Annotated in this window: 24 protein-coding genes; 10 read left to right on the top strand and 14 right to left on the bottom strand. The window is 46.2% G+C overall.

All coding sequences use genetic code 11. From position 1 onward, the window contains the following. Positions 1-88: 88 nt before the first annotated feature. Positions 89-1,426, top strand: coding sequence for an MATE family efflux transporter (locus tag NB504_RS10735; RefSeq protein WP_139152216.1), 1,338 nt, complete (start codon positions 89-91; stop codon positions 1,424-1,426). A 105-nt stretch (positions 1,427-1,531) separates the two neighbouring features. Here NB504_RS10735 and rraA read toward each other — a convergent pair whose 3' ends face one another. From rraA to priA, 7 genes are all read right to left on the bottom strand, one after another. Continuing rightward, a complete protein-coding gene (rraA, locus tag NB504_RS10730) occupies positions 1,532-2,053 on the bottom strand; it encodes a ribonuclease E activity regulator RraA (protein WP_026027418.1) in 522 nt (173 codons plus the stop codon). A gap of 76 nt (positions 2,054-2,129) precedes the next feature. Then, positions 2,130-3,047: a 1,4-dihydroxy-2-naphthoate polyprenyltransferase gene (locus tag NB504_RS10725; RefSeq protein ID WP_017043197.1), complete on the bottom strand. Its 918-nt coding sequence runs from the start codon at positions 3,045-3,047 to the stop codon at positions 2,130-2,132. Positions 3,048-3,169: 122 nt separating this feature from the next. Then, the gene (gene hslU / locus NB504_RS10720) at positions 3,170-4,501 is read right to left on the bottom strand and encodes an HslU--HslV peptidase ATPase subunit (protein ID WP_013855851.1); all 1,332 of its coding nucleotides are present in this window, start codon (positions 4,499-4,501) and stop codon (positions 3,170-3,172) included. A gap of 35 nt (positions 4,502-4,536) precedes the next feature. After that, positions 4,537-5,103 carry an ATP-dependent protease subunit HslV gene (gene hslV / locus NB504_RS10715; RefSeq protein WP_010317615.1) on the bottom strand — a complete coding sequence of 189 codons (567 nt, stop codon included), beginning with the start codon at positions 5,101-5,103 and terminating at the stop codon, positions 4,537-4,539. Between the two features lie 120 nt (positions 5,104-5,223). Beyond that, entirely contained in the window at positions 5,224-5,766 is a 543-nt protein-coding gene (locus NB504_RS10710) for an SPOR domain-containing protein (protein WP_013855850.1), read from the bottom strand. Positions 5,767-5,868: 102 nt separating this feature from the next. After that, positions 5,869-6,876 carry a DNA-binding transcriptional regulator CytR gene (cytR, locus tag NB504_RS10705; protein ID WP_017043195.1) on the bottom strand — a complete coding sequence of 336 codons (1,008 nt, stop codon included), beginning with the start codon at positions 6,874-6,876 and terminating at the stop codon, positions 5,869-5,871. Positions 6,877-7,181: 305 nt separating this feature from the next. Then, the gene (gene priA / locus NB504_RS10700) at positions 7,182-9,383 is read right to left on the bottom strand and encodes a primosomal protein N' (protein ID WP_258428871.1); all 2,202 of its coding nucleotides are present in this window, start codon (positions 9,381-9,383) and stop codon (positions 7,182-7,184) included. 268 nt (positions 9,384-9,651) lie between these two features. Here priA and rpmE point away from each other — a divergent pair, with 268 nt between their 5' ends. Together rpmE and NB504_RS10690 are read left to right on the top strand one after the other, a co-directional pair. After that, complete coding sequence (gene rpmE, locus NB504_RS10695) at positions 9,652-9,867, top strand: 50S ribosomal protein L31 (RefSeq protein WP_010318344.1); 216 nt, start codon at positions 9,652-9,654, stop codon at positions 9,865-9,867. A 205-nt stretch (positions 9,868-10,072) separates the two neighbouring features. Next, on the top strand, positions 10,073-11,350 hold the full coding sequence (locus NB504_RS10690; protein WP_026027888.1) for a malic enzyme-like NAD(P)-binding protein: 1,278 nt from the start codon (positions 10,073-10,075) through the stop codon (positions 11,348-11,350). 148 nt (positions 11,351-11,498) lie between these two features. On the opposite strand, the gene metJ is transcribed toward NB504_RS10690, so the two are convergent. Next, on the bottom strand, positions 11,499-11,825 hold the full coding sequence (metJ, locus tag NB504_RS10685) for a met regulon transcriptional regulator MetJ (RefSeq protein WP_010318342.1): 327 nt from the start codon (positions 11,823-11,825) through the stop codon (positions 11,499-11,501). 393 nt (positions 11,826-12,218) lie between these two features. Between metJ and NB504_RS10680 the strand changes: the two genes are divergently transcribed. The 3 genes from NB504_RS10680 to metF all read left to right on the top strand — a co-directional run bounded on the left by NB504_RS10680 (position 12,219) and on the right by metF (position 16,932). Further along, the gene (locus tag NB504_RS10680; RefSeq protein WP_013855846.1) at positions 12,219-13,385 is read left to right on the top strand and encodes an O-succinylhomoserine (thiol)-lyase; all 1,167 of its coding nucleotides are present in this window, start codon (positions 12,219-12,221) and stop codon (positions 13,383-13,385) included. Beyond that, the gene (locus NB504_RS10675; RefSeq protein WP_258428868.1) at positions 13,385-15,796 is read left to right on the top strand and encodes a bifunctional aspartate kinase/homoserine dehydrogenase II; all 2,412 of its coding nucleotides are present in this window, start codon (positions 13,385-13,387) and stop codon (positions 15,794-15,796) included. The genes NB504_RS10680 and NB504_RS10675 overlap by 1 nt, the downstream gene beginning before the upstream one ends. 245 nt (positions 15,797-16,041) lie before the next feature. After that, positions 16,042-16,932 (top strand): methylenetetrahydrofolate reductase, encoded by an 891-nt coding sequence (gene metF, locus NB504_RS10670; protein WP_017043191.1) that lies wholly within the window; start codon positions 16,042-16,044, stop codon positions 16,930-16,932. 123 nt (positions 16,933-17,055) lie between these two features. Here the strand turns inward: metF and zapB are convergent, their stop codons facing one another. Beyond that, positions 17,056-17,298, bottom strand: coding sequence for a cell division protein ZapB (gene zapB / locus NB504_RS10665; RefSeq protein ID WP_013855843.1), 243 nt, complete (start codon positions 17,296-17,298; stop codon positions 17,056-17,058). Positions 17,299-17,615: 317 nt separating this feature from the next. Here zapB and glpX point away from each other — a divergent pair, with 317 nt between their 5' ends. Beyond that, on the top strand, positions 17,616-18,623 hold the full coding sequence (glpX, locus tag NB504_RS10660; RefSeq protein ID WP_013855841.1) for a class II fructose-bisphosphatase: 1,008 nt from the start codon (positions 17,616-17,618) through the stop codon (positions 18,621-18,623). A 111-nt stretch (positions 18,624-18,734) separates the two neighbouring features. Here the strand turns inward: glpX and pfkA are convergent, their stop codons facing one another. From pfkA to NB504_RS10645, 3 genes are all read right to left on the bottom strand, one after another. Continuing rightward, a complete protein-coding gene (gene pfkA / locus NB504_RS10655; protein ID WP_029388378.1) occupies positions 18,735-19,697 on the bottom strand; it encodes a 6-phosphofructokinase in 963 nt (320 codons plus the stop codon). A 260-nt stretch (positions 19,698-19,957) separates the two neighbouring features. Further along, positions 19,958-20,866: a CDF family cation-efflux transporter FieF gene (gene fieF / locus NB504_RS10650; RefSeq protein WP_194565837.1), complete on the bottom strand. Its 909-nt coding sequence runs from the start codon at positions 20,864-20,866 to the stop codon at positions 19,958-19,960. A gap of 122 nt (positions 20,867-20,988) precedes the next feature. Further along, positions 20,989-21,486: a CpxP family protein gene (locus NB504_RS10645; RefSeq protein ID WP_258428865.1), complete on the bottom strand. Its 498-nt coding sequence runs from the start codon at positions 21,484-21,486 to the stop codon at positions 20,989-20,991. A gap of 183 nt (positions 21,487-21,669) precedes the next feature. Between NB504_RS10645 and NB504_RS10640 the strand changes: the two genes are divergently transcribed. From NB504_RS10640 to NB504_RS10630, 3 genes are all read left to right on the top strand, one after another. Then, positions 21,670-22,356 carry a response regulator gene (locus tag NB504_RS10640; protein WP_258428864.1) on the top strand — a complete coding sequence of 229 codons (687 nt, stop codon included), beginning with the start codon at positions 21,670-21,672 and terminating at the stop codon, positions 22,354-22,356. Further along, positions 22,356-23,756 carry an envelope stress sensor histidine kinase CpxA gene (gene cpxA / locus NB504_RS10635; RefSeq protein WP_258428863.1) on the top strand — a complete coding sequence of 467 codons (1,401 nt, stop codon included), beginning with the start codon at positions 22,356-22,358 and terminating at the stop codon, positions 23,754-23,756. Before NB504_RS10640 ends, cpxA begins: the two co-directional genes overlap by 1 nt. Before the next feature lie 99 nt (positions 23,757-23,855). Then, a complete protein-coding gene (locus NB504_RS10630) occupies positions 23,856-24,332 on the top strand; it encodes a tRNA (cytidine(34)-2'-O)-methyltransferase (RefSeq protein WP_094125367.1) in 477 nt (158 codons plus the stop codon). 96 nt (positions 24,333-24,428) lie between these two features. Here the strand turns inward: NB504_RS10630 and NB504_RS10625 are convergent, their stop codons facing one another. Both NB504_RS10625 and NB504_RS10620 read right to left on the bottom strand, forming a co-directional pair. Next, entirely contained in the window at positions 24,429-24,641 is a 213-nt protein-coding gene (locus tag NB504_RS10625; protein ID WP_013855834.1) for a cold-shock protein, read from the bottom strand. Between the two features lie 286 nt (positions 24,642-24,927). After that, positions 24,928-25,431 carry an FxsA family protein gene (locus NB504_RS10620; protein ID WP_038149154.1) on the bottom strand — a complete coding sequence of 168 codons (504 nt, stop codon included), beginning with the start codon at positions 25,429-25,431 and terminating at the stop codon, positions 24,928-24,930. Positions 25,432-25,900: the final 469 nt, after the last annotated feature.

The following is a 25,900-nucleotide window of genomic DNA, read 5'->3' as shown; positions in this document are numbered from 1 at the left end:
CTCGCGTCACACTTCCCATCCCAGCAGCTATAGTCGCGATCGCCAGAATCAAGTATCCTAACGTTTTGCTTAACCTACGTTGCCAGTAATGCACGATAAACACGGCCTATTAACCGCCCCAATTCCAAATGTGCTCAGTCAAATGACGATCCCAATGATTTTTGGTTTGATCGCGATTTTGATGTTTAACTTGGTCGACACCTTTTTTATCTCACTGTTGGGCACCGAATCTCTTGCCGCCATCAGTTTTACCTTTCCCGTCACCTTTGCGGTCAACTGCATCACCATGGGGATTGGTATTGGACTTTCGACGAGTATTGGCCGCTTACTCGGTCAAGGTGACGCCAAAAATGCGGCACGTTTTTCTAGTCACGGTGTCTTACTGGCTGTGGTGCTGGTGACATTCGCTTCAATTCTGGGTTTACTGACCATTAAGCCACTCTTCCTACTGCTTGGTGCCACTGACGATTTAATCCCTTTGATTGAGCAATACATGCAGGTTTGGTATTTGACCATTCCTTTGCTCGTTATTCCCATGGCTGGTAACAGCGCAATTCGAGCCACGGGTGACACCAAAACGCCGGCTAAAATTATGATGCTCGCAGGTTGTATTAACGGTCTGCTCGATCCGCTGCTGATTTTTGGTTATGGCCCTTTCCCTGAATTAGGAATCCAAGGTGCTGCTATTGCCAGTGCATTCAGTTGGTTAGGCGCACTGTGTGGATCGCTATATGTCTTAATCAAAAGAGAAAAATTATTGGCATGGCCGTATTTTCCTACTTTATGGCATGATTGGCAGCAGATCTTAAAAGTGGGCACACCAGCGGCACTCTCCAATGCAATGAATCCACTCTCTGGCGCGCTATTAATGATAATGCTGGCAAGCCATGGCACGGCTGCCGTGGCCGCTTACGGCGCCGCGCAGCGTATTGAGTCGATACTCATTTTGGTCTTGATGTCACTAACCTCAGCACTGACTCCCTTTATGGCACAAAACATCGGCGCAAAAAACATTGAGCGTAGCTTTGCTGGCCTGTTCCTCAGCATGCGTTTTTCTATCGTATTTCAATTGATGATTTTTGCGATGATGGTACCGCTGAGCATCCCTTTGTCAGCCCTATTTTCTCAAGAGCCCTCGGTGCGCGATCTATTGTGGCACTATTTGCTGGTGGTGCCACTGAGCTATGGCTTTCAAGGCATTGTGATGATGCTTGTCTCTGGATTGAATGCATTGCATCAACCCATGCGCGCCTTTCAGTGGAGCGTGATGCGGCTATTTGTGTTCACTCTTCCTGCCGCGTGGTTAGGTTCGTATCTCTATGATGTCGAAGGGCTGTTTATCGGGATTGCCGCAGGCAATACCTTAGGTGGGCTGCTGGGTTATTACTACGCCCTGCGTCTAAAACGAACTTACCTGTTTCGCTAATGCTACCATTTATCTGGTTGAGCACGTCGTGGTGAACTAAATATAAAAAAGCCAGCATTCATGCTGGCTTTATCACTTAGAAACATCGCCTTTCAGCGCGAGAAACTACTCTTCAATCTCGTCAAGGTCATCATCTAAGTCCATATCCACATTTAAAGGCTCAGGAGATAAAATAATACCCGTATTATCAGCGTACAAATAATCTTCAGGTAGGAAAGTGACGCCACCAAAATTGACAGGCACATCCACTTCACCGATACCTTGATTGGATGCTCCAACAGGAATAGAGGCGAGCGCTTGAATGCCGATGCTCATCTCTTCGAGTTCATCCACTTCACGGACACAACCGTAAACAACGATGCCTTCCCACTCATTTTCTTCAGCAAGAGCGGCCAATTCTGCATCAATCAGCGCACGGCGCAGTGAACCACCACCATCAATTAGCAGCACCCGTCCTAGCCCATCTTGCTCTAATACTTCACGGATTAAGCCATTATCTTCAAAACATTTAATCGTCGTAAGCTGGCCAGCAAAGGATGCGCTTCCACCAAAGTTACTAAACATTGGCTCCACCACATCGACTTGGTCGAGATAAATATCACATAACGCAGAGGTGTTGTATTCCATAATGGTTCTTCTCTTGCCGAAAATTATCTTCACCGAGTATATAGGGTCATTAAGTCATTGCAATGACAAGCGACAATTAACTCGTCAGAGTTTGAGCTATAACAATTCCAACAAACAACAAGTTGGTGATCAGTGAACATTTGACGATAGCGGGCATCATAGGTGCTATCTGCGCAGGTTGATCACTCACCCACACCGCTTTGCTGTGTTTTACCACTACCACAATGCTCAACAAAAAGGGCAAACTTATCCACGTTGGGCTGCTTTGCATCACTAAATACCAAGCAAAAGCGATCACCGCACCCGCCAATAGCATAAAGTGATATTGCTTGGCGCGCGTTTGCCCAAGACGTACGGCAACGGTTTTTTTACCGCAAACTGCATCATTTTCAATATCACGCATATTGTTGACATTGAGCACAGCGACCGCCAATAAGCCACAGCCTAACGCGGGTAAGAACAGGCTCGGTTCCACATGGCCGGTATGCAAGAAATAGGTTCCGGACACCCCAAGTAAACCAAAGAAAATGAATACGGATAAATCACCTAAGCCGACATAGCCGTAGGGTTTGTTACCGACTGTGTAAGCAATCGCAGCCACAATAGCGAGCACGCCTAGCCCGACAAAAGCCAGAATACTTTGCACGCTATCCAGTGCATAAAAAATCAACACCAAACCCGAGATAACCGTCAATGTGATGTTAATCAGCATCGCTTGCTTCATATCATCGAGCGTCACCGCACCGGATTGAATCGCTCTGATTGGCCCTAAGCGAGCCTCATTATCCGTGCCCTTGACCGCATCACCATAATCATTTGCAAGGTTGGATAAGATTTGTAATAAAGTTGCGGTAAGCAGAGCAAGCAGCGCTACTGGCAACGAAAAATGGCCCGATGAGAAAGCTAACGCGCTGCCCGTTAAAATAGAAACTAGCGCGAGAGGGAGCGTTTTAGGCCTGGCCGCATCAAGCCAGATATGGAGCGAATTCTTCATGCAAGGTCACTGCCGTTCAAAAAAGGGGTCAGTATATACTGTTCTGCTGGCGAGTATAACACGGCAATAAAAAGCCCGTCACTTTGGACGGGCTACAAACAGTGTACTGGCCATTCGACCCGCTAAAGAATAAAGCGGCTCAAATCTTCATTCTCGACTAACTCACCTAGGCGCTGCTTGACGTAGGCTGCATCGATAATCATTGAGGAGCCAGGCTTTTCTGTTGCATCAAATGAGATTTCATCCATCAAACGCTCCATCACGGTATGCAGGCGACGTGCGCCAATATTTTCCGTGGTTTCATTCACTTTCCACGCGGCTTCCGCAATTTGAGTGATGCCATCTTCAGTGAATTCAATGTGCACCTCTTCCGTCTTCATCAGCGCAATATACTGCTCGGTCAGAGAGGCTTTCGGCTCAGTCAAAATACGTTTAAAGTCATGGCTCGATAATGCTTCAAGTTCGACGCGAATCGGCAAGCGGCCTTGCAACTCGGGGATTAAATCAGAGGGCTTCGCCACTTGGAATGCACCCGACGTAATAAAAAGGATATGATCAGTTTTAACCATGCCGTGCTTAGTCGAGACGGTACTGCCCTCAATCAAAGGTAGCAAATCACGTTGCACCCCTTCACGCGATACATCTGGACCTGAGCTTTCGCCGCGTTTACAGATTTTGTCAATCTCATCGATGAAGACAATACCGTTATTTTCAACATTAAAAATAGCTTGATCTTTCAGCTCTTCCTGATTGACCAATTTTGCCGCTTCTTCCTCAGTCAAAGCTTTGAAGGCCTCTTTGATTTTGAGTTTGCGTTTTTTCTTGGTATCCCCTGCAAGGTTCTGAAACAAACCTTGCAGCTGATTGGTCATCTCTTCCATGCCTGGAGGTGCCATAATTTCAACCCCCATTTGAGGGACAGCGACATTGATTTCAATCTCTTTGTCGTCGAGCTTTCCTTCACGCAACTTTTTACGGAAGATTTGGCGAGTGTTCGAGCTCTCTTCGCCCTTTTCATTCTCTCCCCAAGCATCACGAGCTGGCGGCAATAAAGCATCTAAAATACGCTCTTCTGCTTGCTCTTGCGCGCGAAATTGCACCTTTTCCATCGCTTGCTGGTGAGTCATTTTTACCGCGACATCGGTTAAATCGCGAATAATGGTTTCCACTTCTTTACCAACATAACCCACTTCGGTAAATTTGGTCGCTTCCACTTTAATAAATGGTGCGTTGGCAAGCTTGGCGAGACGACGAGCAATTTCCGTTTTTCCCACCCCAGTTGGACCAATCATCAAAATGTTTTTCGGCGTTACTTCGGCGCGCAAGCTCTCTTCGAGCTGCATGCGACGCCAGCGATTACGCAGCGCAATCGCCACCGAACGTTTGGCTTTATCTTGACCAATAATATGGCGATTTAATTCGTGAACAATTTCACGTGGAGTCATTTCAGACATCAGATTTTCCTTAATTCTTTACCCTAACACTGTCTTTATTTTTCGGTGGTCACTGTTTGTTGCAGTAGCAATTCCGCCGGTATTTCTAGTTCTTCGATAGTGTGGAAATGGTTGGTAAACACGCAAATGTCGCCCGCAATTTTTAGTGCTTTTTCAGCGATTTCACGTGCATCTAAATCGGTATTTTCTAATAATGCGGTCGCCGCAGCTTGGGCAAAATTACCACCCGAACCGATAGCAATCAGGTCGTTTTCTGGTTGAACGACGTCACCATTACCCGTAATAATGAGCGATGCAGTTTCATCAGCCACCGCTAAAATCGCTTCTAGCTTACGCAGTGCTCGGTCACTACGCCAATCTTTTGCCAGCTCAACCGCGGCCTTAGTAAGATGACCTTGATGCATTTGCAGCTTACTTTCAAAGCGCTCAAACAAGGTAAACGCATCGGCTGTGCCACCTGCAAACCCTGCCAAGACTTGATTATTGTACAGACGGCGAACCTTGCGCGCGTTGCCTTTCATTACTGTATTACCGAGCGATACTTGTCCGTCACCGGCAATGACAACTTTATTATTACGACGTACAGAGACGATGGTAGTCACGACAGGACCTCTTATTTGTTTTCACGATGGAGTTAGCAAATATATGAGGATGGTTGGGGAAGATTTCAAGTCACAAAAAACACTCACCGCGAATCGATTGGATGCGGTGAGTGATCGCTCTTATTGTGGTTCAGTCCAAATGGCGCACGGCTCAATTTTAGCGCGTTGTAATTTATGCTCGTCACGCTGCGCATCACGCTTATATTTGTATGGCCCTAATACCACGCGATACCAACTGCTGCCTTCCGTTTTTCGGATTTCACTTTTTAAACCCTGAAACGCGATATCAAGTTTACGGCTTTCAGCCTGTGCCGAAGTTTTGTACGCCCCACACTGCATGATATAAGGGATTTCAGACACTTTCTGTTCTTTGGCTACCACTTCTACTTCACGTTTCGGCAAGCTATCCACGTAATCCCATTTTTCCTCTGGGGGCGGTGGGATCACTTTCTCTGGCTTAGGCTTTGCGACTGGTTTTGTAGGAACCACAACCGCTTGAGGCGGCTCAGGATCACGGCTGAGTAAGAACAGCCCATAACCAAAACCGGAAACGAGCAACAGTGCCAATAAGCCACTACGCCAAGGTTTACGACGTGGAGCTGTTTTTTTCGGGGTCGGCTTTTTCGGACTACGACCGCGCCTTACATAATCTTTATTAGCCACAGAGAATTCAAAAGTTGATGGTTTGTGCCAATGTTAATGCAGTTTCCAACGACTTAATAGTGCTGAAAGAGTTGCAGCGCATCAAAAATGCGCTGCATGTGGTTAGCTCAAGCGAGGAGGCGCTGCGCTTTCTCGAATCACTAACTTGGTTTCTAATAGTCGAGAACCTGCGCCAACCTCTTGACCGCGAAGAAGATCGAGCATCATGAGCATCGCTTGACGCCCTATCTCATAGCGCGGCTGTGAGATGGTCGTTAACGGTGGATCGCAGTAGAGCGCAAATTGAATATCATCAAATCCCACCACTGAAATATCTTGTGGAACGCGTAAACCCAATTTTTTGGCTTCCTTAATGACACCGATCGCCATACTGTCATTATGACTAAAAATGGCTGTGGGTGGCTCAGATAACGCCAATAATTGGCGCAGTGCTTTAGCCCCAGCTTCAAAAGTAAAATCACCATAAGTGCAATAATTAGGGTTCATGGTAATTCCTGCACGGCGTAAGGCTTGTTGATAACCTTGATGGCGGAACTTACACAGCGTGGCCTCTGCTGGCCCCGATATTTGCGCGATGCGTTTGTGCCCGAGCTGCGTCAAATAGTTCACCGCTTCAAACGCTGAAGTAAGGTTATCAATATGTACCGTCGGCAACTCAAGTTCTGGCGCAAATTCACATGCCATGACCATAGGTGGCAGGTTTTTTTGCTCCGGCTTACTAACATCAAACGGCAAATCCGTTCCCAGCAACAACATGCCATCGGCCTGCTTAGTAAATACGAGGTTAACTAACGAACTTTCTCGCTTTTTCTGCTGACCACTATCACCCAACAGTACTAAATAACCATGTTCCATCGCCGCATCTTCGATACCACGAATGATCTCTGTGAAGTAAGGGTCACAAATATCAGGCACAATAGCGACAATGGTTTTAGATTCATTACGGCGTAAGTTGCGAGCGAGAGAATTTGGTGAGTAACCAGCTTCCAAAACAGCATCTTCGACACGCTTTCGCGTTGAAGATGATACTTTTTCAGGGTTCATCAACGCCCTAGATACCGTGGCGGTTGATACACCTGCAAGCTGGGCAACATCCTTCATTGTCGCCATAGAAATTAACCTCTTTAAAAGTTGTTACTGGGCTGAAATCACCCGTTGTTATGTTTATAAAATCCGGTTGTAAAATCTGGTTATCCATTTTGAACGCTGAGCTGTTATTCACAGCGGATATATGAGTGATAGTCTATTCATTTCCACCCAGAAAGTTACGGTCAGATTAACAAATTTTACATAATAAGCGTGAAGCCACTCACATTAGAGAGGATTAAATAGGCTGACAAAAATAACAGTAACCTTTTTAGCACTCGATTGCTTCAATATGTTACATCTCATTTCATCGAAAACGCTACTGAGGTTTAACTGAGATCTTGCGGTTCAATATCTAACGACCAGCGAATTTTCTTGGCTAATGGTAACAGTCCAATCGCAGGCTTAGCACTCATCAATAGTTTTTGCATTTTGGAGCGATGTTGAGTTTGCAGTAATAACTGCCAGCGATATTTGCCCGCTCTTTTCGCCAATGGGGCTGGAGTTGGCCCTAAGACTAAGCACGAATCATCAAATAACGGATGCGCTTCTAACGTATGCCTAATTTGGCGTAAAAACTCTTCCACCATCGAAGCTTGATTGGATTCCGCTTTAAACAGTGTGAGATAGGTGTAAGGTGGCAACATCGCTATTTTCCGCTCTTCTAACGCGGTTTCTGCAAAATGACGATAATCCTTTTGCAACAGTGCTTGCAGCAAACTGTGTTCCGGGTGATGCGTTTGTAAAATCACTTCGCCGGGTTTACTAGCGCGCCCTGCTCGACCTGCCACTTGAGTAAATAGCTGCGCCAAGCGTTCGGCGGCACGAAAATCACTGCTGTATAGCGAACCATCCACATCCAATAACGCTACTAAAGTCACATCGGGAAAATGGTGCCCTTTAGCGAGCATCTGCGTGCCAATTAAAATCTGATACTCACCTTGGCGAATCGATGATAAAGCACTTTCTAAACTGCCTTTACGACGCGTACTATCGCGATCAATACGCACCGTTTTATATTCGGGGAAAAGCTGCGCCAGTTGCGCTTCAAGTTGCTCAGTACCTACCCCAACCGTAACCAACTGAGTGGAACCACAACCTTGGCACTGATGAACCACCGGACGTTGCGAGCCGCAATGGTGACAACGCATGTCACTGCTGTATTGGTGAAAGGTATAGTACGCATCGCAACGTTTGCACTCGGCAATCCAACCGCATTCATGGCACATCAGCGCGGGCGAGAAGCCGCGCCGATTGAGAAACAGCATCACTTGGTTACCAGCGCTGAGGTGTTTTCTCATCTCAGCAATCAGCGGCGCTGATAAGCCACTCTCTAAAAACAGGCCTTTCACATCCAACACTTTGTTTTTAGTAGGAACCGCTACGCCAGCACGCTGAGTTAAGCTTAAGTGATGATATTTGCCGCTCAATGCATTATGCAACGTTTCTAATGCTGGAGTGGCGGAACCGAGCACAATCGGGATCTGCTCAAGATTTGCACGCATTACCGCGACATCTCTTGCATGGTAGCGTAGGCTATCTTGCTGTTTATACGAAGCGTCGTGCTCTTCATCAACAATGATGATACCTAAGTCTGCAAAAGGCGTTAGCAGCGCTGAGCGAGTACCAATGATAATGCCCGCAATATTATCACGCGCCGCTAACCACGCGTTGAGGCGCTCGGTTTCATTGAGCCCCGAGTGGACCACGGCAACTGGCACATTAAATCGCTTACGAAAGCGGTTAATGGTTTGTGGTGTTAGACCAATCTCAGGCACCAGTACCAATGCCTGACGTCCTTTTTCTAAAACGGGCTTGATTAAGTTTAGATAAACTTCGGTTTTCCCTGAACCGGTGACCCCTTCAAGTAAATAGCATGCGAAATGGTGATGGCTATTAATTGAAGCAATCGCGATCGCTTGTTCTTGGTTGAGCTTGGGCTTTTCCACATCCGCTTCAACATTTTGCGGCCAAGCCGTCAGTGTCGGCCGTTTTTCCAGTGATTCTATCCAGCCTTTCTCTTGTAAGGTTTTGAGTACGCTGCTACCTACCTCTTCATCAATAAACAGTTGATGGGGCACAGCGCCAGACTCAAGCATCGTCATCACTTTGGCTTGCTTTACCGCTCGCCCGAATCCTTGCATGAGTTGATCGCGCCCACTGGGCGTCAGTTGCCACTCCACTAAGGTCGAAAAATCGGCCGCTTTCCCTTTACGTAATGCGCCAGGCAAGGCATTAAATAGCGTGTCGCCTAATGGGTGTTGATAAAACTGGCTACACCACAACAGCAATTGATAGAGTTTCTCTGGCCAGACTGGCTGGCTATCGAGCACCGCTTTTAGCGGCTTTAATTGATCGACTGAAAACTCAGACTCACTGACTATAGCGGTGACGATACCCACCAGAGTTTGCCGACCAAATGGCACCGACACTCGTCCACCAACAATCGGAAACAGATGACTTGGGATCTGATAATCAAACTGCTTATCCAATGGGACAGGTAAGGCAACGCGTGCAATGGTGGGGCGCATAATCGACCGTTCGTTCTACAAAAAATGTGAAAAGACAGTCTACTGGATGCGTCACCGAAATTCGAGCTTCGTCATTGGACAAAAATGTGGCGAAAATAGCGGCGAAATGGCTTGATCCACTGAAGAGGATTCATTAATATATCGCGCCTTGATGATATGGCTTCTTGCTTGATGTTAAGCAGTCAGCGGTATCAACATTTTTTTATTAACTACGTGTGGTGTCCGGCTTCGATTCGGATAGCGACGCGGCCCAATTTGAGGTTATCCCATGAAAGCTGGTATCCATCCAGAGTACAAAGCAGTTAGCGCGACTTGTTCTTGCGGCAACTCTTTCGAGTTCAGCTCAACGCTAGGCAAAGATTCTATCCACCTAGACGTGTGTGACAAATGTCACCCATTCTACACTGGTAAGCAACGTATCGTTGATACTGGCGGCCGTGTAGATCGCTTCAACAAGCGTTTCGGTGCTCTTTCTAGCAAATAATCTCTTTTTTGCTAGAAAATTAAAAAAGGATGCTTCGGCATCCTTTTTTGTTGGCATTTTTTGTATAGTTGTCAGTACGCACTGGTCTTATCTGCGACATTTTCTCCATTTTTTGATGAAGCACGTCAGGTTCCCGCCTAGGAAGTTTGAGCGACATCCATTAGAATTATGGACCTTTTCCAATCCAACACGAGCACTTATACCTATGTCTGATGACACTCACCAAGAATTAACGGCAGAAGAACAATTTCGCCAACGCGCACTCGATTACCATGCTTACCCAACCGCGGGTAAAATTGCCATTTCACTAACTAAGCCTGCCGACTCGGCTGAAGACCTTGCTTTAGCTTACAGCCCGGGCGTTGCTGAACCGGTTCGTGAAATCGCACAGAACATCGACAACGTTTATAAATACACTGCGAAAGGCAACACCGTCGCTGTGATCTCAAACGGCACGGCTATTCTTGGTTTAGGTAACTTAGGTCCGATGGCTTCCAAGCCCGTCATGGAAGGAAAAGCGCTACTGTTTAAACGCTTTGCTGGACTTGATTCAATTGATATTGAAGTAAAACACCGCACAATCGATGAATTTGTCGATACGGTTGCCAACATCGCCGACACCTTTGGCGGCATCAACTTAGAAGATATCAAAGCACCAGATTGCTTTGAGATTGAACGCCGTTTGATCGAACGCTGTAATGTGCCTGTTTTCCATGACGATCAACACGGCACTGCGATTGTTACCGCAGCTGGCATGCTCAATGCGATTGAACTGCAAGGCAAGAAACTCAACGAATGCACTATCGTCTGTCTTGGCGCTGGCGCAGCAGCCACCGCTTGCATGGAACTATTGATTAAGTGCGGCGCAATGCGTGAAAAAATCTACATGCTTGATCGCAAAGGTGTGATTCATACTCGTCGCGATGACATCAATGAATATAAGCAGTTGTTTGCTAATAACACCGACAAACGCACACTGGAAGATGTGATTGAAGGCGCTGACTTATTCCTAGGTGTGTCAGGCCCCAACCTGCTGCCTGCCGAAGCGCTAAAATTAATGGCCGATAAACCGATCGTATTTGCTTGCTCAAACCCGGATCCAGAAATTAAACCGGAACTCGCACGCGCGGTACGTGATGATTTAATTCTCGGCACAGGTCGTAGCGATTATCCAAACCAAGTCAACAATGTGTTGTGCTTCCCATTTATTTTCCGTGGCGCTTTGGATGTCCGTGCTAGTGAAATTAATGACCAAATGAAGCTAGCCGCAGTTGAGGCGATACGTGAACTGGCTAAAGAAGAAGTGCCGGCTGAAGTGTTGAAAGCTGCAGGCGTAAAAGCGTTAAGTTTCGGCCCTGAATACATCATTCCAAAACCGATGGACCCACGCCTACTGCCTCGTGTTGCTAAAGCGGTTGCTCAAGCAGCGGTTGACTCTGGCGTCGCTCGAATCGAGATGCCTGTCAATTACATGCAAGAATAATCACAAGCTTGAGCGGCTAAATGCCTCGCTCGAAAAAAAACCGCTGACTTTCAGCGGTTTTTTTATATTCTGAGACACAGAGCCAAAGTCACAATGGCAACTTACCCAGTATCCTCTCGATTTTATCTCGTTGTACCGCAATTACGCGCTACACTTCTTCATCATCATACGCTTCAAATTCAATGCCCATGGCGGTCATTAATGCTTTTGCTTCCGTCGGAATATCGTCTGGACGATCTTTTCTCAAATCTTCGTCGGTCGGTAAAGGTTGACCGGTATAAGCATGCAAGAAGGCTTCACACAGCAGTTCACTGTTCGTTGCGTGGCGTAAGTTATTGATTTGACGGCGAGTGCGCTCATCAGTTAATACTTTCAACACTTTCAATGGGATTGAAACGGTGATTTTTTTGACTTGCTCACTCTTCTTCCCATGTTCAGCATATGGGCTAATGTATTCCCCATTCCAGTCTGCCATTGCGCACCTTCGTTATCGTAATTGGTCGTTAAAAATTTGAAAGTTGGATTTTAGCGGGATTTACCGCCACAAGCAAAGACATATAGACGTCTAGATATATTGACGTCTTCTTTTGAGTTCAGTAAAGTGTGCCATTATCGACAAAGAGATACCCGAAATACTTGAAATTTCAGCAGAGCGGCAAGTCAAGGCAGCCAGACTATGTGATTGAAGTAGGTGAACCTAGCCAACATCGCAGCAACTTCAAGTTAGAAAGGGGATAGCAATCTCACGCACTATCGGATATAGCTAATACTCGAGACAATGGACATTGCCATTTCGTTGTCCCCAGATAAAGCAGGAACCCCTCAATAAAAGTCAGTTTATTGAGTTTAATTAAGTAAGGAAACCGTCATGACCACTCGCAAGCCAGCCACCATCGCCGTTAGAACCGGTATTGAATCCGACTCTCAATATCATGCTGTTGTGCCTCCAATTTATCTTTCGACAAATTATAGCTTTCCTGCGTTTGGTGAAGTGCCTAAATACGATTACACACGCTCTGGCAACCCAAATCGAGGTCTGCTCGAAAAAGCGTTGTTTGAACTCGAATCGGGTCAAGGCGCGGTGGTGACTAACTGTGGCACTTCGGCGCTGAATCTATGGGTTTCCGCCTTTTTAAGTCCTGACGATCTGATTGTGGCCCCGCATGACTGTTACGGTGGCACATATCGCCTGTTTAATACGCGTGCCAAAAAAGGCGATTTTAAGACACTCTTTATTGATCAATCCGATCCAAACGCTTTGCAGGCCGCTTTGGCGAAAAAACCCAAATTGGTACTCATTGAAACCCCATCCAACCCATTAGTTCGCGTGGTAGATATTGCTGATATTTGCCAACAAGCACACGCCGTCGGTGCATTAGTGGCGGTTGACAACACCTTCTTAACGCCAGTGTTCCAAAAACCATTAGAGTTGGGCGCAGATTTTGTCATCCACTCCACCACCAAATTCATCAACGGCCACTCCGATGTGATTGGCGGAGTTGTTATCACCAAAACAGAGCAGCACGCTGAAGAGCTAGCATGGTGGGGCAACTGCCTTGGCTCAACGGGAACCCCTTTTGATAGCTATATGACGCTGCGTGGCATTCGTACCTTAGGCGCAAGAATGCGCGTCCATGAGGAAAGCTCACGTGCCATTTTGGACTATCTGCAAAGCGAAGCCTTAGTAAAGGTCATTTATCACCCGAGTTTGCCAGAGCATCCTGGCCATGAGATAGCGAAAAAGCAGCAATCTGGCTTTGGCTCTATGCTCAGTTTTGAGTTTGCGGGCAGCTTTGAACAGCTTAAATATTTTGTCTCTCAGTTAACATTATTCTCACTGGCAGAGTCATTAGGAGGCGTGGAGAGCTTAATCTGCCACCCCGCTTCGATGACTCACCGAGCGATGGGCGAAGAAGCGTTGGCCGAAGCCGGTGTTTCACAGCAGCTATTACGCCTATCGGTCGGCTTAGAAGATGCGCAAGATTTGATTGACGATCTCGCGCAAGCCTTTGCTAAAGCGCAGGAGGCCTATTAATGACTGCCCTACGTCAATTGCACAAGTTTGGCGGTAGCAGCCTTGCCGATCCTGAATGCTACAAACGGGTCGTTAATATCTTAAAAGAGTATTCTCAAGCTGATGATTTGGTGGTGGTTTCTGCCGCAGGAAAAACCACCAATCGTTTAATCGAATTTCTCGACGCTCTCAATAAAGATGGCCGAGTGGCTCATGAGAACTTGCAATCGGTCCGTCAGTACCAAACCGATTTAATCAACGCGCTGCTCGATGAAGATGCAGCGCAACCGCTCATCACTTTACTCACCAACGAAATTCGCACTTTGGGTCAGCTTTGCGCGCCCCTATCGCCAGCTCAACAAGCGGCGGTACTTGGCCATGGTGAAGTGTGGTCATCACGCTTATTGGCGGCGTTACTCAATCAACATAACCTTGCGGCTGTGGCACAAGACGCCCGCGAATTTCTTCGCGCTCAAGCAGGCACACAACCGGAAGTGGATCGCGCTCGCTCCTACCCTTTGCTGAAAGAAATTTTGGCACAACACGCGCATCACCGAGTGATCATCACAGGCTTTATGGCTCGCAGTGAACAAGGTGATACTGTGCTACTTGGGCGTAATGGCTCCGATTACTCCGCTACGATGATCGGCGCACTTGCGGAAGTAAACCGAGTAACGATTTGGAGTGATGTGGCCGGTGTTTATAGCGCCGACCCGCGCATTGTTAGTGATGCCTGTTTACTGCCGCTACTGCGTTTGGACGAAACCAACGAGTTAGCGCGCCTCGCCGCCCCGGTATTGCACAGCCGAACTTTGCAGCCCGTGGCCCAAAGCACCATGGATTTGCACTTGCGCTGCAGTTATCAACCCGAAGCAGGCTCGACTCGTATTGAGCGTGTATTGGCATCGGGACGTGGTGCCAAAATCATTACTTCACTTGATGATGTGCTGTTGATTGAGCTTAATTTTGCTCACGGGCATGACTTCCAGCGCCTACAAAATGATGTACTACGCAGCTTGCGTCGTGCTCAACTCGAACCGCTAGCTTTCGATACTCAAGCCGATCAACACCAACTGCGCCTTGCCTATACTGCTGAGATTTCAGGTGGAGCCCTAGCCCATCTGCAAGATGCCGCTTTTGAAGCAGAAATTAAACTCAAAGAAGGCTTTTCATTAGTCGGTGCCGTGGGTGCGGGAGTGACGAAAAACCCCAATCACTGCTACGGCTTTTATCAACAGCTACGTTCATCACCGATCGAGTTTATCTGTGAAGCCGAATCTGGGCTGAGTTTAGTCGCAGTACTGCGTAAAACGCCGATCACCCCCTTAGTGGTGGGTATGCATAACCAACTATTTCAGGCGCAAAAACGGGTCGCACTGGCACTGTGTGGCAAAGGCAACATTGGTTCGAGTTGGTTAAAACTCTTTGCTGAACAAAAATCAGAGTTAGAAAAACGCCATGGCATGAACTTCGAGTTGGTCGCGGTGGTCGATAGCCAAACCTATTGGTTTGATGAGCAAGGGATTGATGCAGCATCGGTTTTAAAGCATTTTGACGATGAAGCGATTGCCAGTGAAGGAATGGCTTGGCTACAACGATTAAGCAATATTCAAGGATATGACGAAGCGGTTGTGCTCGATGTAACCGCAAGCAAAGAACTGGCTGATCACTATCTCAGCATTGCTGAAAATGGGGTGCACCTCATCTCAGCGAATAAAGTCGCGGGCTCTTCCTCTAGCGTCGATTACCACCAAATAAAAGAAGCGTTCGCGAAAATTAGCCGCCATTGGCTCTACAACGCGACGGTTGGCGCAGGCTTACCCATTAACCACACGGTACGTGATTTGCGTGAAAGCGGTGATGAAATCGTCGCCCTCTCTGGTATTTTCTCTGGTACTTTATCTTGGTTATTTCAGCAATTCGACGGCTCAATACCGTTTAGCGAACTGGTCGATTTAGCATGGCAACAAGGACTTACCGAGCCTGATCCGCGTAGCGATCTGGATGGTTCAGACGTAATGCGCAAACTGGTGATCCTAGCCCGTGAAGCAGGGTTACAGATCGAACCGGAAAATGTCAGAGTTGAATCACTGGTTCCTGATGAGCTCAAGCACCTCTCATTGGATGACTTTTTAGACAAAGGCCAACTGCTGAGTGAAAAATTAGCCGAGAGACTAACCAAAGCACAACGTGAAGATAAAGTGCTACGCTATGTCGCAAGGCTTGAGAAAAATGGCAAAGCAACAGTGGGGGTTGAAGCTTTAGAGCGTGAACACGCTTTGGCTAACCTTTTACCTTGTGACAACATTTTTGCTATCGAGAGTAAATGGTATCGCGATAACCCGTTAGTGATTCGTGGTCCGGGCGCTGGTAGAGAAGTGACAGCAGGAGCTATCCAATCGGACCTCAACTTGCTGTCAAGCTTGCTGTAACACTCCAGCTTATTCCAGATGAAGGGGCCACTAGGCTCCTTAATTTAACTGCGAAAGGATGATATTAGGTCATGCATACCGAGGTTGAGCATGACTTGAAGGTCACTCACAATCAACATGAATAATATTCATAATTACAGTGTTGACATTAAATGCTATTCAATACATTCTGTGGACATATAGACGTCTAAACGTCAACTTAAGGAATGATAGATTGGCGGAAGAACGCCACAGGGAGAAATAAAATGGGATACACGCACGCCGGTCATATTGATGCACTCAACCAGAACGTGGCTGAGCTATCAGATAATATCAATGTCTCATTTGAGTTTTTTCCACCCAGCTCAGCGCAAATGGAAGAGACATTGTGGAATTCCGTTCACCGTTTAAAAACCCTGCAACCTAAATTTGTTTCTGTGACTTACGGAGCAAACTCTGGCGAGCGCGACCGCACCCATTCGATCATTAAAGAGATTAAAGATCAAACTGGCCTTATTGCAGCACCGCACCTCACTTGCATTGATGCCTCTCGCGATGAGCTGATTCAGATTGCCGATGACTACTGGCACAACGGCATCCAGAATATAGTTGCACTGCGTGGCGATATTCCCGCTGGTGGCGGCAAACCAGAAATGTATGCTTCCGACTTAGTTACTCTACTCAAATCTCGCCATGATTTTGATATTTCTGTCGCGGCATTTCCAGAAGTCCACCCTGAAGCGAAAAGCGCGCAATCCGATCTGGTCAATCTAAAACGCAAAATTGATGCAGGTGCAAACCGCGCAATTACTCAATTCTTTTTTGATGTTGAAAGCTACTTACGATTTCGCGACCGCTGCGTAGCTGCTGGTATTGATGCTGAAATTGTACCGGGCATTCTACCGGTATCAAACTTTAAACAAGCTTCTCGCTTTGCCGCGCAAAACAACGTTAAAGTCCCCGGATGGATGGCGAAACAATTTAATGGATTAGATGATGACCCAACCACACGCCAGCTCGTGGGTGCAAGCCAAGCAATTGACATGGTTCGCATTTTAAGCCGTGAAGGCGTCAAAGACTTCCATTTCTATACGCTCAATCGCGCTGAAATGACCTACGCATTGTGCCATACGTTGGGCGTAAGACCGAAAGCATAAACTTTCTCTGCACTCATAACGCTATTCTATTATTGGTAAATGTTGTTCGTGATAAAACGCGATGATTGATTAAAAGTAACGCCGACTTGATGTCGGCGTTGTGGTATCACTTAAGCGAGCAGATTATTCCACGTCGTCCATTTTACCAAGTAAGCTACGAATACGATCTTGCCATGCACTCTGCTCTTGCTCCATTTGTTGCGCTTTTTGCTCAAGCTCTTCACGCGCTACTTTTAGCTCATTCGCTTCATTCACGAGCTGCTGTTTCTCTTCTTTAAGCTCTTCCACTTCCATTTGTAGAAGTGCGATGGTGTCAACTGCGGTTTGAATTTTTGCTTCTAGTAGTTCTAATACTTCAAAAGACATGGTGCATACCCTTAGTTATTCGGTTGAGGTGAACAAAATTTCACTTATTGGTTCATTCTACTCAGCACAGCGCTCAGAAACACTCACTATATGCAAATTTTCTCGCTATTTGGCTAAAAAATCGGCTCAACTTAACCGTCAACTCACTTAAGCGCCAAACCTAGGCCGAAAAACACTTTATCTAGCCATGGATTTGCTCAATTTGAGGCTTAGCTTTGATCAAGTGCAACCCTTGTGAACTAAAAAAGCAAACGTTTACTATTTGATATGCTAAAATTCCCGCCGAAATTTCCTATTCCCTTTTCTTTGGAGCTAGCATGAAACGCGATTTAGCAATGGCATTCTCTCGAGTCACTGAAGGTGCCGCACTGGCAGGTTACAAATGGCTTGGCCGAGGCGATAAAAATGCGGCCGATGGCGCAGCGGTAGAAGTCATGCGCAACCTACTCAATAAAACCGACATCCAAGGTGAAATTGTAATCGGTGAAGGCGAAATTGACGATGCTCCAATGCTCTACATTGGCGAGCTTGTTGGCCTTGGTGGCGATGCGGTTGATATCGCAGTGGATCCTATTGAAGGTACGCGCATGACGGCAATGGGCCAGTCAAACGCATTGGCTGTTTTGGCGGCTGGCGAAAAAGGCAGCTTCCTTAAAGCACCTGATATGTACATGGAAAAATTGGTGGTTGGCCCCGGCGCTAAAGGGTGCATTGACCTCAATAAGCCTTTAAAAGAGAATTTAGAAAATATCGCCGCCGCGCTGAATAAACCATTAGACACTCTAGTGGTGATCACCTTAGCGAAACCTCGCCATGATGCCACCATAGCGCAGATGCAAGAGATGGGTGTTCGCGTGTTTGCTGTGCCAGATGGCGATGTCGCCGCCTCGATCCTAACTTGCATGCCTGATAGTGAAGTCGACGTGATGTACTGCATCGGCGGTGCACCTGAAGGAGTGGTTTCAGCCGCGGTCATCCGAGCTCTAGATGGTGATATGCATGGCCGTCTACTACCACGTCATGAAGTCAAAGGCGATACGGAAGAAAACCGTATTTATGGTGCAAAAGAGTTAGCACGCTGCGCGGAAATGGGTGTCGAAGCTGGCGTAGTGCTGAAAATGGAAGAGATGGCCCGCAGTGATAACGTCATTTTCTCAGCTACTGGTATCACCAAAGGGGATCTGCTGGAAGGTATTACCCGCAAAGGCAACATCGCCACCACAGAAACGCTATTAATTCGTGGCCGCTGTCGTACCATTCGCCGTATTAAATCAATTCACTACTTAGAACGCAAAGACCCAGAAGTGCGCGCGATCATTTTGTAATCCGCCAGTGCTTTGCTCTGTTTTATTTTAACGACAAAGTATAGAGAGACAAAAAAGACCGCAATGCGGTCTTTTTTACTTAATCACTTTATACCGAGATGGAAGAAGTGATTAGAATAACTCTTCAGCTACTTTATACAAATCAGTGCGAACTGGACGCTTCATATTTTCAATTGCGTCGATAATATCGTGGTGAACCAACTGCTCTTTCTGAATACCAACACAACGACCACCGTGGCCATCAAGCAGTAAATGTACCGCAAAATTACCCATGCGTGACGCAAGAACACGGTCAAACGCCGTCGGGCGACCACCGCGTTGAATATGACCCAGCACGGTAGCGCGAGTTTCACGTCCCGTTGCTTTTTCAATTTCTTTCGACAGTTGGTTAGCATCCATCATCAACTCAGTCAGTGCAATAATGGCGTGTTTCTTACCTTTCTTAATACCGTCTTGAACATTTGCAATCAGTTGCTCCATATTCAGGCCAGTTTCAGGGGTGATGATGTATTCACAACCGCCTGCAATCGCCGACATCAGAGTCAAATCACCGCAATGACGACCCATAATTTCAACAATAGAAATACGTTGATGAGAAGAGGAAGTATCACGTAAACGGTCAATCGCATCGATAACCGTATTTAATGCTGTTAAGTAGCCAATGGTGTAATCGGTACCTGCAATGTCGTTATCAATCGTGCCTGGTAAACCAACGCATGGAAAACCCATTTCGGTCAGCTTTTTCGCACCCATGTAAGAACCGTCACCGCCGATGACAACTAAAGCATCAATACCATGCTTTCTTAGGTTTTCGATCGCTTTTTCACGTACTGCGACTTCACGAAATTCAGGGAAACGCGCAGAACCTAGGAAAGTACCACCTTTATTGATAACGTCAGAAACGCTTGAACGATCCAATTTTTTAATACGATCTTCATAAAGACCAAGGTAGCCATCGTAAATACCAAATACTTCCAAATCAGCACCGAGTGCCGTACGAACAACACCACGGATTGCTGCGTTCATGCCAGGTGCGTCACCGCCACTAGTCAAAACACCGATCTTCTTAATCATGCTCACCCTCGATTTTTTGGGAACTTAATACTAATTTTTTACGCTGTCCGTTAGCGATAAAACCGACAGCAAAATCTTTCTAATCTGTGCATAATGTTACCTTTCCTAAAGAGGAATACTACTGTTATTTGCACGAAATTATGTAAGTTTGCTACTTATGTAAGAGTATTACAGTTTTGAGTTAATGCTTTGTTGATTCATATCAGAATCAGGCTTATTTATTGTTCTTAAAAAGATAGTTAATAAGCGCGTTTTTGTCGCTACCACCCTTGTGATTTTTGCTTTTTTTCTGGTCCAAACACCACAGAATAAGGATCTTGGTGGATTAATACATCAGCTCCCGGGAAAGCCTCGAGTAGCTTATCTTCCACCTCATCGGAAATGCGATGCGCCTCAATCAAGCGGATATTGTCATCTAGTTCCAGATGTAATTGAATGAATCTTACAGGTCCAGACATGCGAGTTCTTAATTGATGTACACCCAACACACCAGCCACAGAAAGACATTCTGTGCGGATTTGCTTCAATTCCTCATCAGGTAACTTACGATCCAATAAGGTCTGAATGGCCTCTTGCACCATACGAAAAGCGCTGTAAAGAATATAAACGCCAATGCCGATCGCAAAGATGGCATCGGCCTGTTTAAAGCCAAACCAGCTCAATATAAGCGCGATCATAATCGCCGCATTCATGAACAGATCGGTTTGGTAATGCAATGAATCCGCGGCAATGGCTTGGCTGCCCGTTTTTTTCACGACATGCTTTTGGAACAACACTAAGCCAAAAGTCACCAGCATTGCAAACAGGCTGACATAAACGCCATATTCAGGAGAGGTTAATTCGTGTGGGCGGAAAAAACGGTCAACCCCATTGAGGATAAGAAAACAGGCCGAGCCTGAAATGAACATCGCTTGGGCAAGAGCCGCAAGCGATTCCGCCTTACCATGACCAAAGGCGTGCTCTTTATCTGCGGGCTGCAGTGCGTAACGCACCACAATTAAATTGACCACGGAAGCGGCAATATCAAGTAAGGAATCAATCAAGGATGCGAGTAGGCTAACTGAACCGGTAATCCACCAAGCGATCACTTTTACTATCAGCAACAATGAGGCTACAAGGGTTGCTGTCCAGGCAGCAAGCGTAACAAGGCGTGCGTATTCTTGTTTCATATCACTAAAATCAGCTTGAGAATGAGCAGGTAGTATACCTTCTCAAATTAAGAATGAATATGACACAAAAATGAACAGGCCTCACCCGAGGCCTATTATCAATGATTAGCGGTTATCAATGACTAGCTATTTTTTTTCATGTGCTTAGGACCATTTTCCATGCACTTCTGCCTGCGATCTTGTTGTAGCGTTTGCAGTTTTGCTTTTTGTTCCGGAGTTAGCACACTCATCATGTCATGACGTTTTTCTAGCATCTTGACACGGTGAGCGACCTGTTGATCGACCATCTCTTTGGCTAGTTCATTTGCTGCTACCGCATCAAAGTTCTCAGCGAGCACGAGAGCCTGTACTTTGTCATGGTGCGCTTTCATTTTCGCTTGGCGTTGACCTTTGTGCTCACCCTTCATCGCTTCGCGATTCGCCTCACGCATTCCTTTCAGCTTTGCTTGTTGATCAGACGTCAAATCAAGCTGCTGCATCATGCCGCGATCAAAACCGCCACACTCATCATTTGGGCCTTTATGCTGCTCTTTACCACCAAATGCAAAGACGCTTGCTGTGCTAAGAGTCAGAGGAAGTATCACCGCCGCAAGTACTAATTTTTTTGCCATTTTCATCATCTATTCCTTCACTAAGTGGATTCTAACAAGCTGTATTCACAGCGCTTGAGTGTAGAATAGAACCTATACGGTAAAGCAACGTATAGTGAGCGTAAAGAATCGTAAAGAGCTTATTGCTCACTGAATATCTTGCATATTTCGCAGTAAACTGTACCCATAACTTCCCCAACGACGAGGCGACACATGGCGCATATTCTTCTGATTGATGATGATACTGAGCTCACCAGCTTACTAAAAGAAGTCTTGAGCTATGAAGGCTTCGATGTCTCTGAAGCGAATGATGGAGAGAGCGGGCTCACGGCCATTCATGATCGCATTGATCTTGTCTTACTCGATGTAATGATGCCTAAGCTTAATGGGATGGAAACGCTGAAAAAGTTACGTGAAAACTGGCATACCCCGGTATTAATGCTCACCGCCAAAGGAGAGGAGATCGATCGCGTCATCGGTTTAGAACTCGGCGCGGATGACTATTTACCGAAGCCTTTCAGTGACCGAGAGCTGCTGGCACGCATTCGCGCGATTTTGCGCCGAACCCAAACCACCAATGGCACCAAACATAATGACGTCATTGAGTGCCAAGATATTCAAGTATACCCCAGCAAGCAGGAAGCCTATTGCCAAGGGCAATTGCTGGACCTTACCACCACGGAATTTGCCTTGCTGACTCATTTTGTGCAAAACCCAGGCGAAACCTTAACTAAAGAAGCGCTCAGCCTTGATGTTCTAGGAAAACGGTTGGCGGCCTTTGACCGCGCGATTGATATGCACGTCTCGAATTTACGCAAGAAATTACCTGAACGTGTCGATGGTAAATCACGGATTAAAACGCTGCGTGGTCGTGGCTACCTCATGATTCTGGAGGATTAATGCGCCTACCTAAAATCAACAGCCTTTATGGCAGAATTTTTGCCATTTTTTGGTTTACGATGCTGCTGGTGCTGATCGCAGTATTAGCACTGCCGCACCTTGATCCTCGTAAAACCCGTGATATACCTAGCGATGAATACCAACGTCTTACACACTTAAAACAAAAAATAGAGAGTATGTTTAAAGATGAGCATGAACTCACACGCATCCTCTTTCGTTTAGAAAGTAGCAGCAACAAGCGTGGTGAAGGGCACATGCGCGAGAAGAACGGCACTCCACAATTCTTTATCACAACGCCAGATGGCACAATCCTCACCACCAAAACTCAAGCCGACTTTAAGTTTAAAGCACTCCAAAATTTCGTGACCAGCATTGAATCCATTGATAAGCCACAACAGAAGCTCTATGGCCGTTATATGATTTCAGGTCCATTGCCAATCACCCTTGCCAAGCAAGATCTACTCATGTTTGTCGGTATTCGCTGGAATGAGCCCCCCCCGTTCTTATTGCAACTGTTTGACCGTCCGTTCGGCCTACTGCTTGCCGTGATGCTCGTCAGTACACCGCTACTCTTATGGCTTGCATGGGCATTGAGTCAACCCGCCAGCCGCCTCGAGCAAGCCGCCAAACGGGTCGCTCGCGGCGAATTTGTGGTCGACCCAAGCTTAGAAAAAGGCACCAGTGAATTTCGCCAAGCGGGAAAAAGCTTTAACCAAATGGTAGAAGCCGTCAATCAAATGATTTCTGGCCAGCAGCGATTGCTGTCGGATATTTCACACGAACTGCGCTCCCCTTTAACTCGACTGAGAATGGCCAATGCACTTGCCACTCGTAAACAAGGTAGCAGCTCAGAATTGGAGCGAATCGACACCGAAGCACAGCGTTTAGAGCAGATGATCGGTGAACTGCTGACGCTTTCGCGTATGCAAACCAATAGCCATCTCAGCCGAGAAACTCAACCGCTATCCAGTTTATGGGAGGAACTATTGAGTGATGCCCAATTTGAGGCGGAGCAGATGGAAAAAAGACTCACCTATAATGCGATTCCACCGCACACGATTTCCGGTACACCAAAACTGCTGATGAGCGCATTGGAAAACATTGTGCGTAACGCCATTTACTATGGCAAAGATGAAATCAGTATTACCTTTTCGGTCGAAAAAGGCAGACTATCGGTTTGCGTGGAAGACAATGGTGAAGGCGTTCCCGAAAACGAGTTAGACGATATTTTCCGCCCCTTTTACCGTGTTTCCACTGCGCGTGATAGGCACAGTGGTGGTACAGGGTTAGGTTTAGCCATCACCGAAAGTGCCATTCGTCAACACAGCGGTACGATTCACGCAAGTCGCAGCCAATTAGGTGGGTTAAAAGTACAATTCACGCTCCCATTGGATAGTTAAATTCCACTTATGCCTATATTGCCAAATAACGGGTGACTTGTACTCAATAGGCTCGTCACCTTATACTTCCGGCCCACACTCCTTAAGAGCAGCTATACCATGTTTGATATCGCACTTTACGAACCTGAAATCGCCCCTAATACCGGAAATATTATTCGCTTGTGTGCCAATTGCGGCGCTAATTTGCATCTTATTGAACCGCTGGGTTTTGATCTAGAAGAGAAGAAAGTGCGCCGTGCAGGGCTTGATTACCACGATTTAGCGCGCGTAACGCGTCATGCCAACTTGGATGCCTTTATGGACTACCTCAATGCAGAGCGCGAAACGTACCGGATTTTTGCTTGTACCACTAAAACCACGGGGCACCACGTCGATGCGCAGTTTCAAAAAGGGGATGTGTTGATGTTTGGCCCAGAAACTCGTGGATTACCAGCGCAAGTCATCGCAAGCCTACCGATGACACAACGTATTCGTATTCCGATGATGGCAGAAGCTCGCAGTTTAAATCTCTCTAATGCGGTCGCTATTATTGCGTTTGAAGCGTGGCGTCAAATGGGCTTTGAAGGTGCGCAATAACAGCGCTAGTGTTCTAAAACGGTAGGAAGATAAATCACCAAATAGCAAAAAGGCCGCCTAGGCGACCTTTTTATTAATTCTAGATATTAGGCTAGATTACAGAACAGTTACTTGAGCTGCTTGTAGGCCTTTTTGACCGTTTTCTACATTGAAAGACACTTTTTGGCCTTCAATTAGAGTTTTGAAACCGTCAGAAGCGATTGCATTGAAGTGTACGAACACGTCAGCGCCGCCGTTATCTTGAGTAAGGAAGCCGAAACCTTTAGTTTCGTTAAACCATTTTACAGAACCAGTTGTTTTGTTAGACATAATGTGTCCCTTTTATTTAAATTCATAAAGTTATCGCGCTTATGCGCAATGCACTGATAGATTGAATTATTTAATGTTACTAATAAGGTAAGGGAAACACTGAGGACATCAACTTTTACGATGGGATTCTGAGAATTTACTTTTACTTTTATTTTTTGTTTCATTAATAACCCCTGAACAACAGAGCGAGGTAACTATATTCGCTAACGTTGCACTAAGCAATCTATTTCGGCATTTAATTTTTACAACTCAAAACAATAGAGTAAGAAACACCATAAAAAGTCTTTTATTTCAGCCTATTATGCTCATCATCTTTACGTTCAAATTCACCTTCGAAGGTTTTTCCCGTTTCAGATGGTTCAAAGTCACGATCAAATGGGGCTTTGTTATGACGGCTATCATCAAACTGCGCCTGAAAACGGCCTGATACACCATTCACCACCACTTTATTCATCAAATAGTTGGCAAGCAAAGCCCGAGGCGCAGGCAATAGCACCACCATACCAAGTGCATCGGTCAAAAAACCCGGTACTAAAAGTAGCACACCCGCCACCGCCAGCATCACGCCCTCAATAATTTGCTGCGCAGGTAGCTCACCTTGGTGCAAACGGTGTTGAACGCTAAGTAAAGTTTGTATCCCTTGACTACGAACCAATGATGCACCAACAAATGCCGTAATCAGCACCAAGGCGATAGTTGGCCACATACCTAGCAAGCTGCCTACTTGGATAAAGAGACCAATTTCAATGATTGGCACAAAAATAAAAGCCAGAAGTAAGATTGGAAACACACGCCCTCCTTTGTTTATTGCTCTCACCTTACCGTCAACCACAGGCGACTACAACACTCAACGCTCAATCAAAGAGCACCACCTCATAGCCTAAATGACTAGATAGAGCCACTATCTATCTTAAAATAGACCGAATATTGGCTCTATCTGAAATCCATTCATTCGTTCATTTTGCTAACAAAACCTGAACAAATCTCATACCACACAGACAAATCCAACCGACGGCATCACAACTATTTATCAACGCGATAACTGTTTTTAAAACCTAAAAATAACGCATGTGAGTGCGTATCAAATTTTCATAAAATATTGACCTAAAAGGTGATCCACTTACTATTTTTTAAATCTAGGTTGAGTATGATGTGCCACAGAAGTCAGGACGGATTTTCCAGCCTAAAATTCTGACGAATGGATTCTTAAACTGCAGAAATGGCTAATAATTTCACTAATTATCAGAATAATTCTCTAA

The sequence above is a fragment of the Vibrio sp. RM-69-4 genome (assembly GCF_024743775.1).
Taxonomy (GTDB): domain Bacteria; phylum Pseudomonadota; class Gammaproteobacteria; order Enterobacterales; family Vibrionaceae; genus Vibrio; species Vibrio anguillarum.
The sequence above is the reverse complement of the archived record's forward strand: the minus strand, read 5'-3'. Positions and strand labels throughout refer to the sequence as shown.

Coding starts and splice junctions, on each gene's coding strand:
- NB504_RS10735 (WP_139152216.1), top strand. CDS start 89: ATGCACGATAAACACGGCCTATTAACCGCCCCAATTCCAAATGTGCTC.
- rraA (WP_026027418.1), bottom strand. CDS start 2,053: ATGGAATACAACACCTCTGCGTTATGTGATATTTATCTCGACCAAGTC.
- NB504_RS10725 (WP_017043197.1), bottom strand. CDS start 3,047: ATGAAGAATTCGCTCCATATCTGGCTTGATGCGGCCAGGCCTAAAACG.
- hslU (WP_013855851.1), bottom strand. CDS start 4,501: ATGTCTGAAATGACTCCACGTGAAATTGTTCACGAATTAAATCGCCAT.
- cytR (WP_017043195.1), bottom strand. CDS start 6,876: ATGGCGACAATGAAGGATGTTGCCCAGCTTGCAGGTGTATCAACCGCC.
- priA (WP_258428871.1), bottom strand. CDS start 9,383: ATGCGCCCCACCATTGCACGCGTTGCCTTACCTGTCCCATTGGATAAG.
- rpmE (WP_010318344.1), top strand. CDS start 9,652: ATGAAAGCTGGTATCCATCCAGAGTACAAAGCAGTTAGCGCGACTTGT.
- NB504_RS10690 (WP_026027888.1), top strand. CDS start 10,073: ATGTCTGATGACACTCACCAAGAATTAACGGCAGAAGAACAATTTCGC.
- metJ (WP_010318342.1), bottom strand. CDS start 11,825: ATGGCAGACTGGAATGGGGAATACATTAGCCCATATGCTGAACATGGG.
- NB504_RS10680 (WP_013855846.1), top strand. CDS start 12,219: ATGACCACTCGCAAGCCAGCCACCATCGCCGTTAGAACCGGTATTGAA.
- NB504_RS10675 (WP_258428868.1), top strand. CDS start 13,385: ATGACTGCCCTACGTCAATTGCACAAGTTTGGCGGTAGCAGCCTTGCC.
- metF (WP_017043191.1), top strand. CDS start 16,042: ATGGGATACACGCACGCCGGTCATATTGATGCACTCAACCAGAACGTG.
- zapB (WP_013855843.1), bottom strand. CDS start 17,298: ATGTCTTTTGAAGTATTAGAACTACTAGAAGCAAAAATTCAAACCGCA.
- glpX (WP_013855841.1), top strand. CDS start 17,616: ATGAAACGCGATTTAGCAATGGCATTCTCTCGAGTCACTGAAGGTGCC.
- pfkA (WP_029388378.1), bottom strand. CDS start 19,697: ATGATTAAGAAGATCGGTGTTTTGACTAGTGGCGGTGACGCACCTGGC.
- fieF (WP_194565837.1), bottom strand. CDS start 20,866: ATGAAACAAGAATACGCACGCCTTGTTACGCTTGCTGCCTGGACAGCA.
- NB504_RS10645 (WP_258428865.1), bottom strand. CDS start 21,486: ATGATGAAAATGGCAAAAAAATTAGTACTTGCGGCGGTGATACTTCCT.
- NB504_RS10640 (WP_258428864.1), top strand. CDS start 21,670: ATGGCGCATATTCTTCTGATTGATGATGATACTGAGCTCACCAGCTTA.
- cpxA (WP_258428863.1), top strand. CDS start 22,356: ATGCGCCTACCTAAAATCAACAGCCTTTATGGCAGAATTTTTGCCATT.
- NB504_RS10630 (WP_094125367.1), top strand. CDS start 23,856: ATGTTTGATATCGCACTTTACGAACCTGAAATCGCCCCTAATACCGGA.
- NB504_RS10625 (WP_013855834.1), bottom strand. CDS start 24,641: ATGTCTAACAAAACAACTGGTTCTGTAAAATGGTTTAACGAAACTAAA.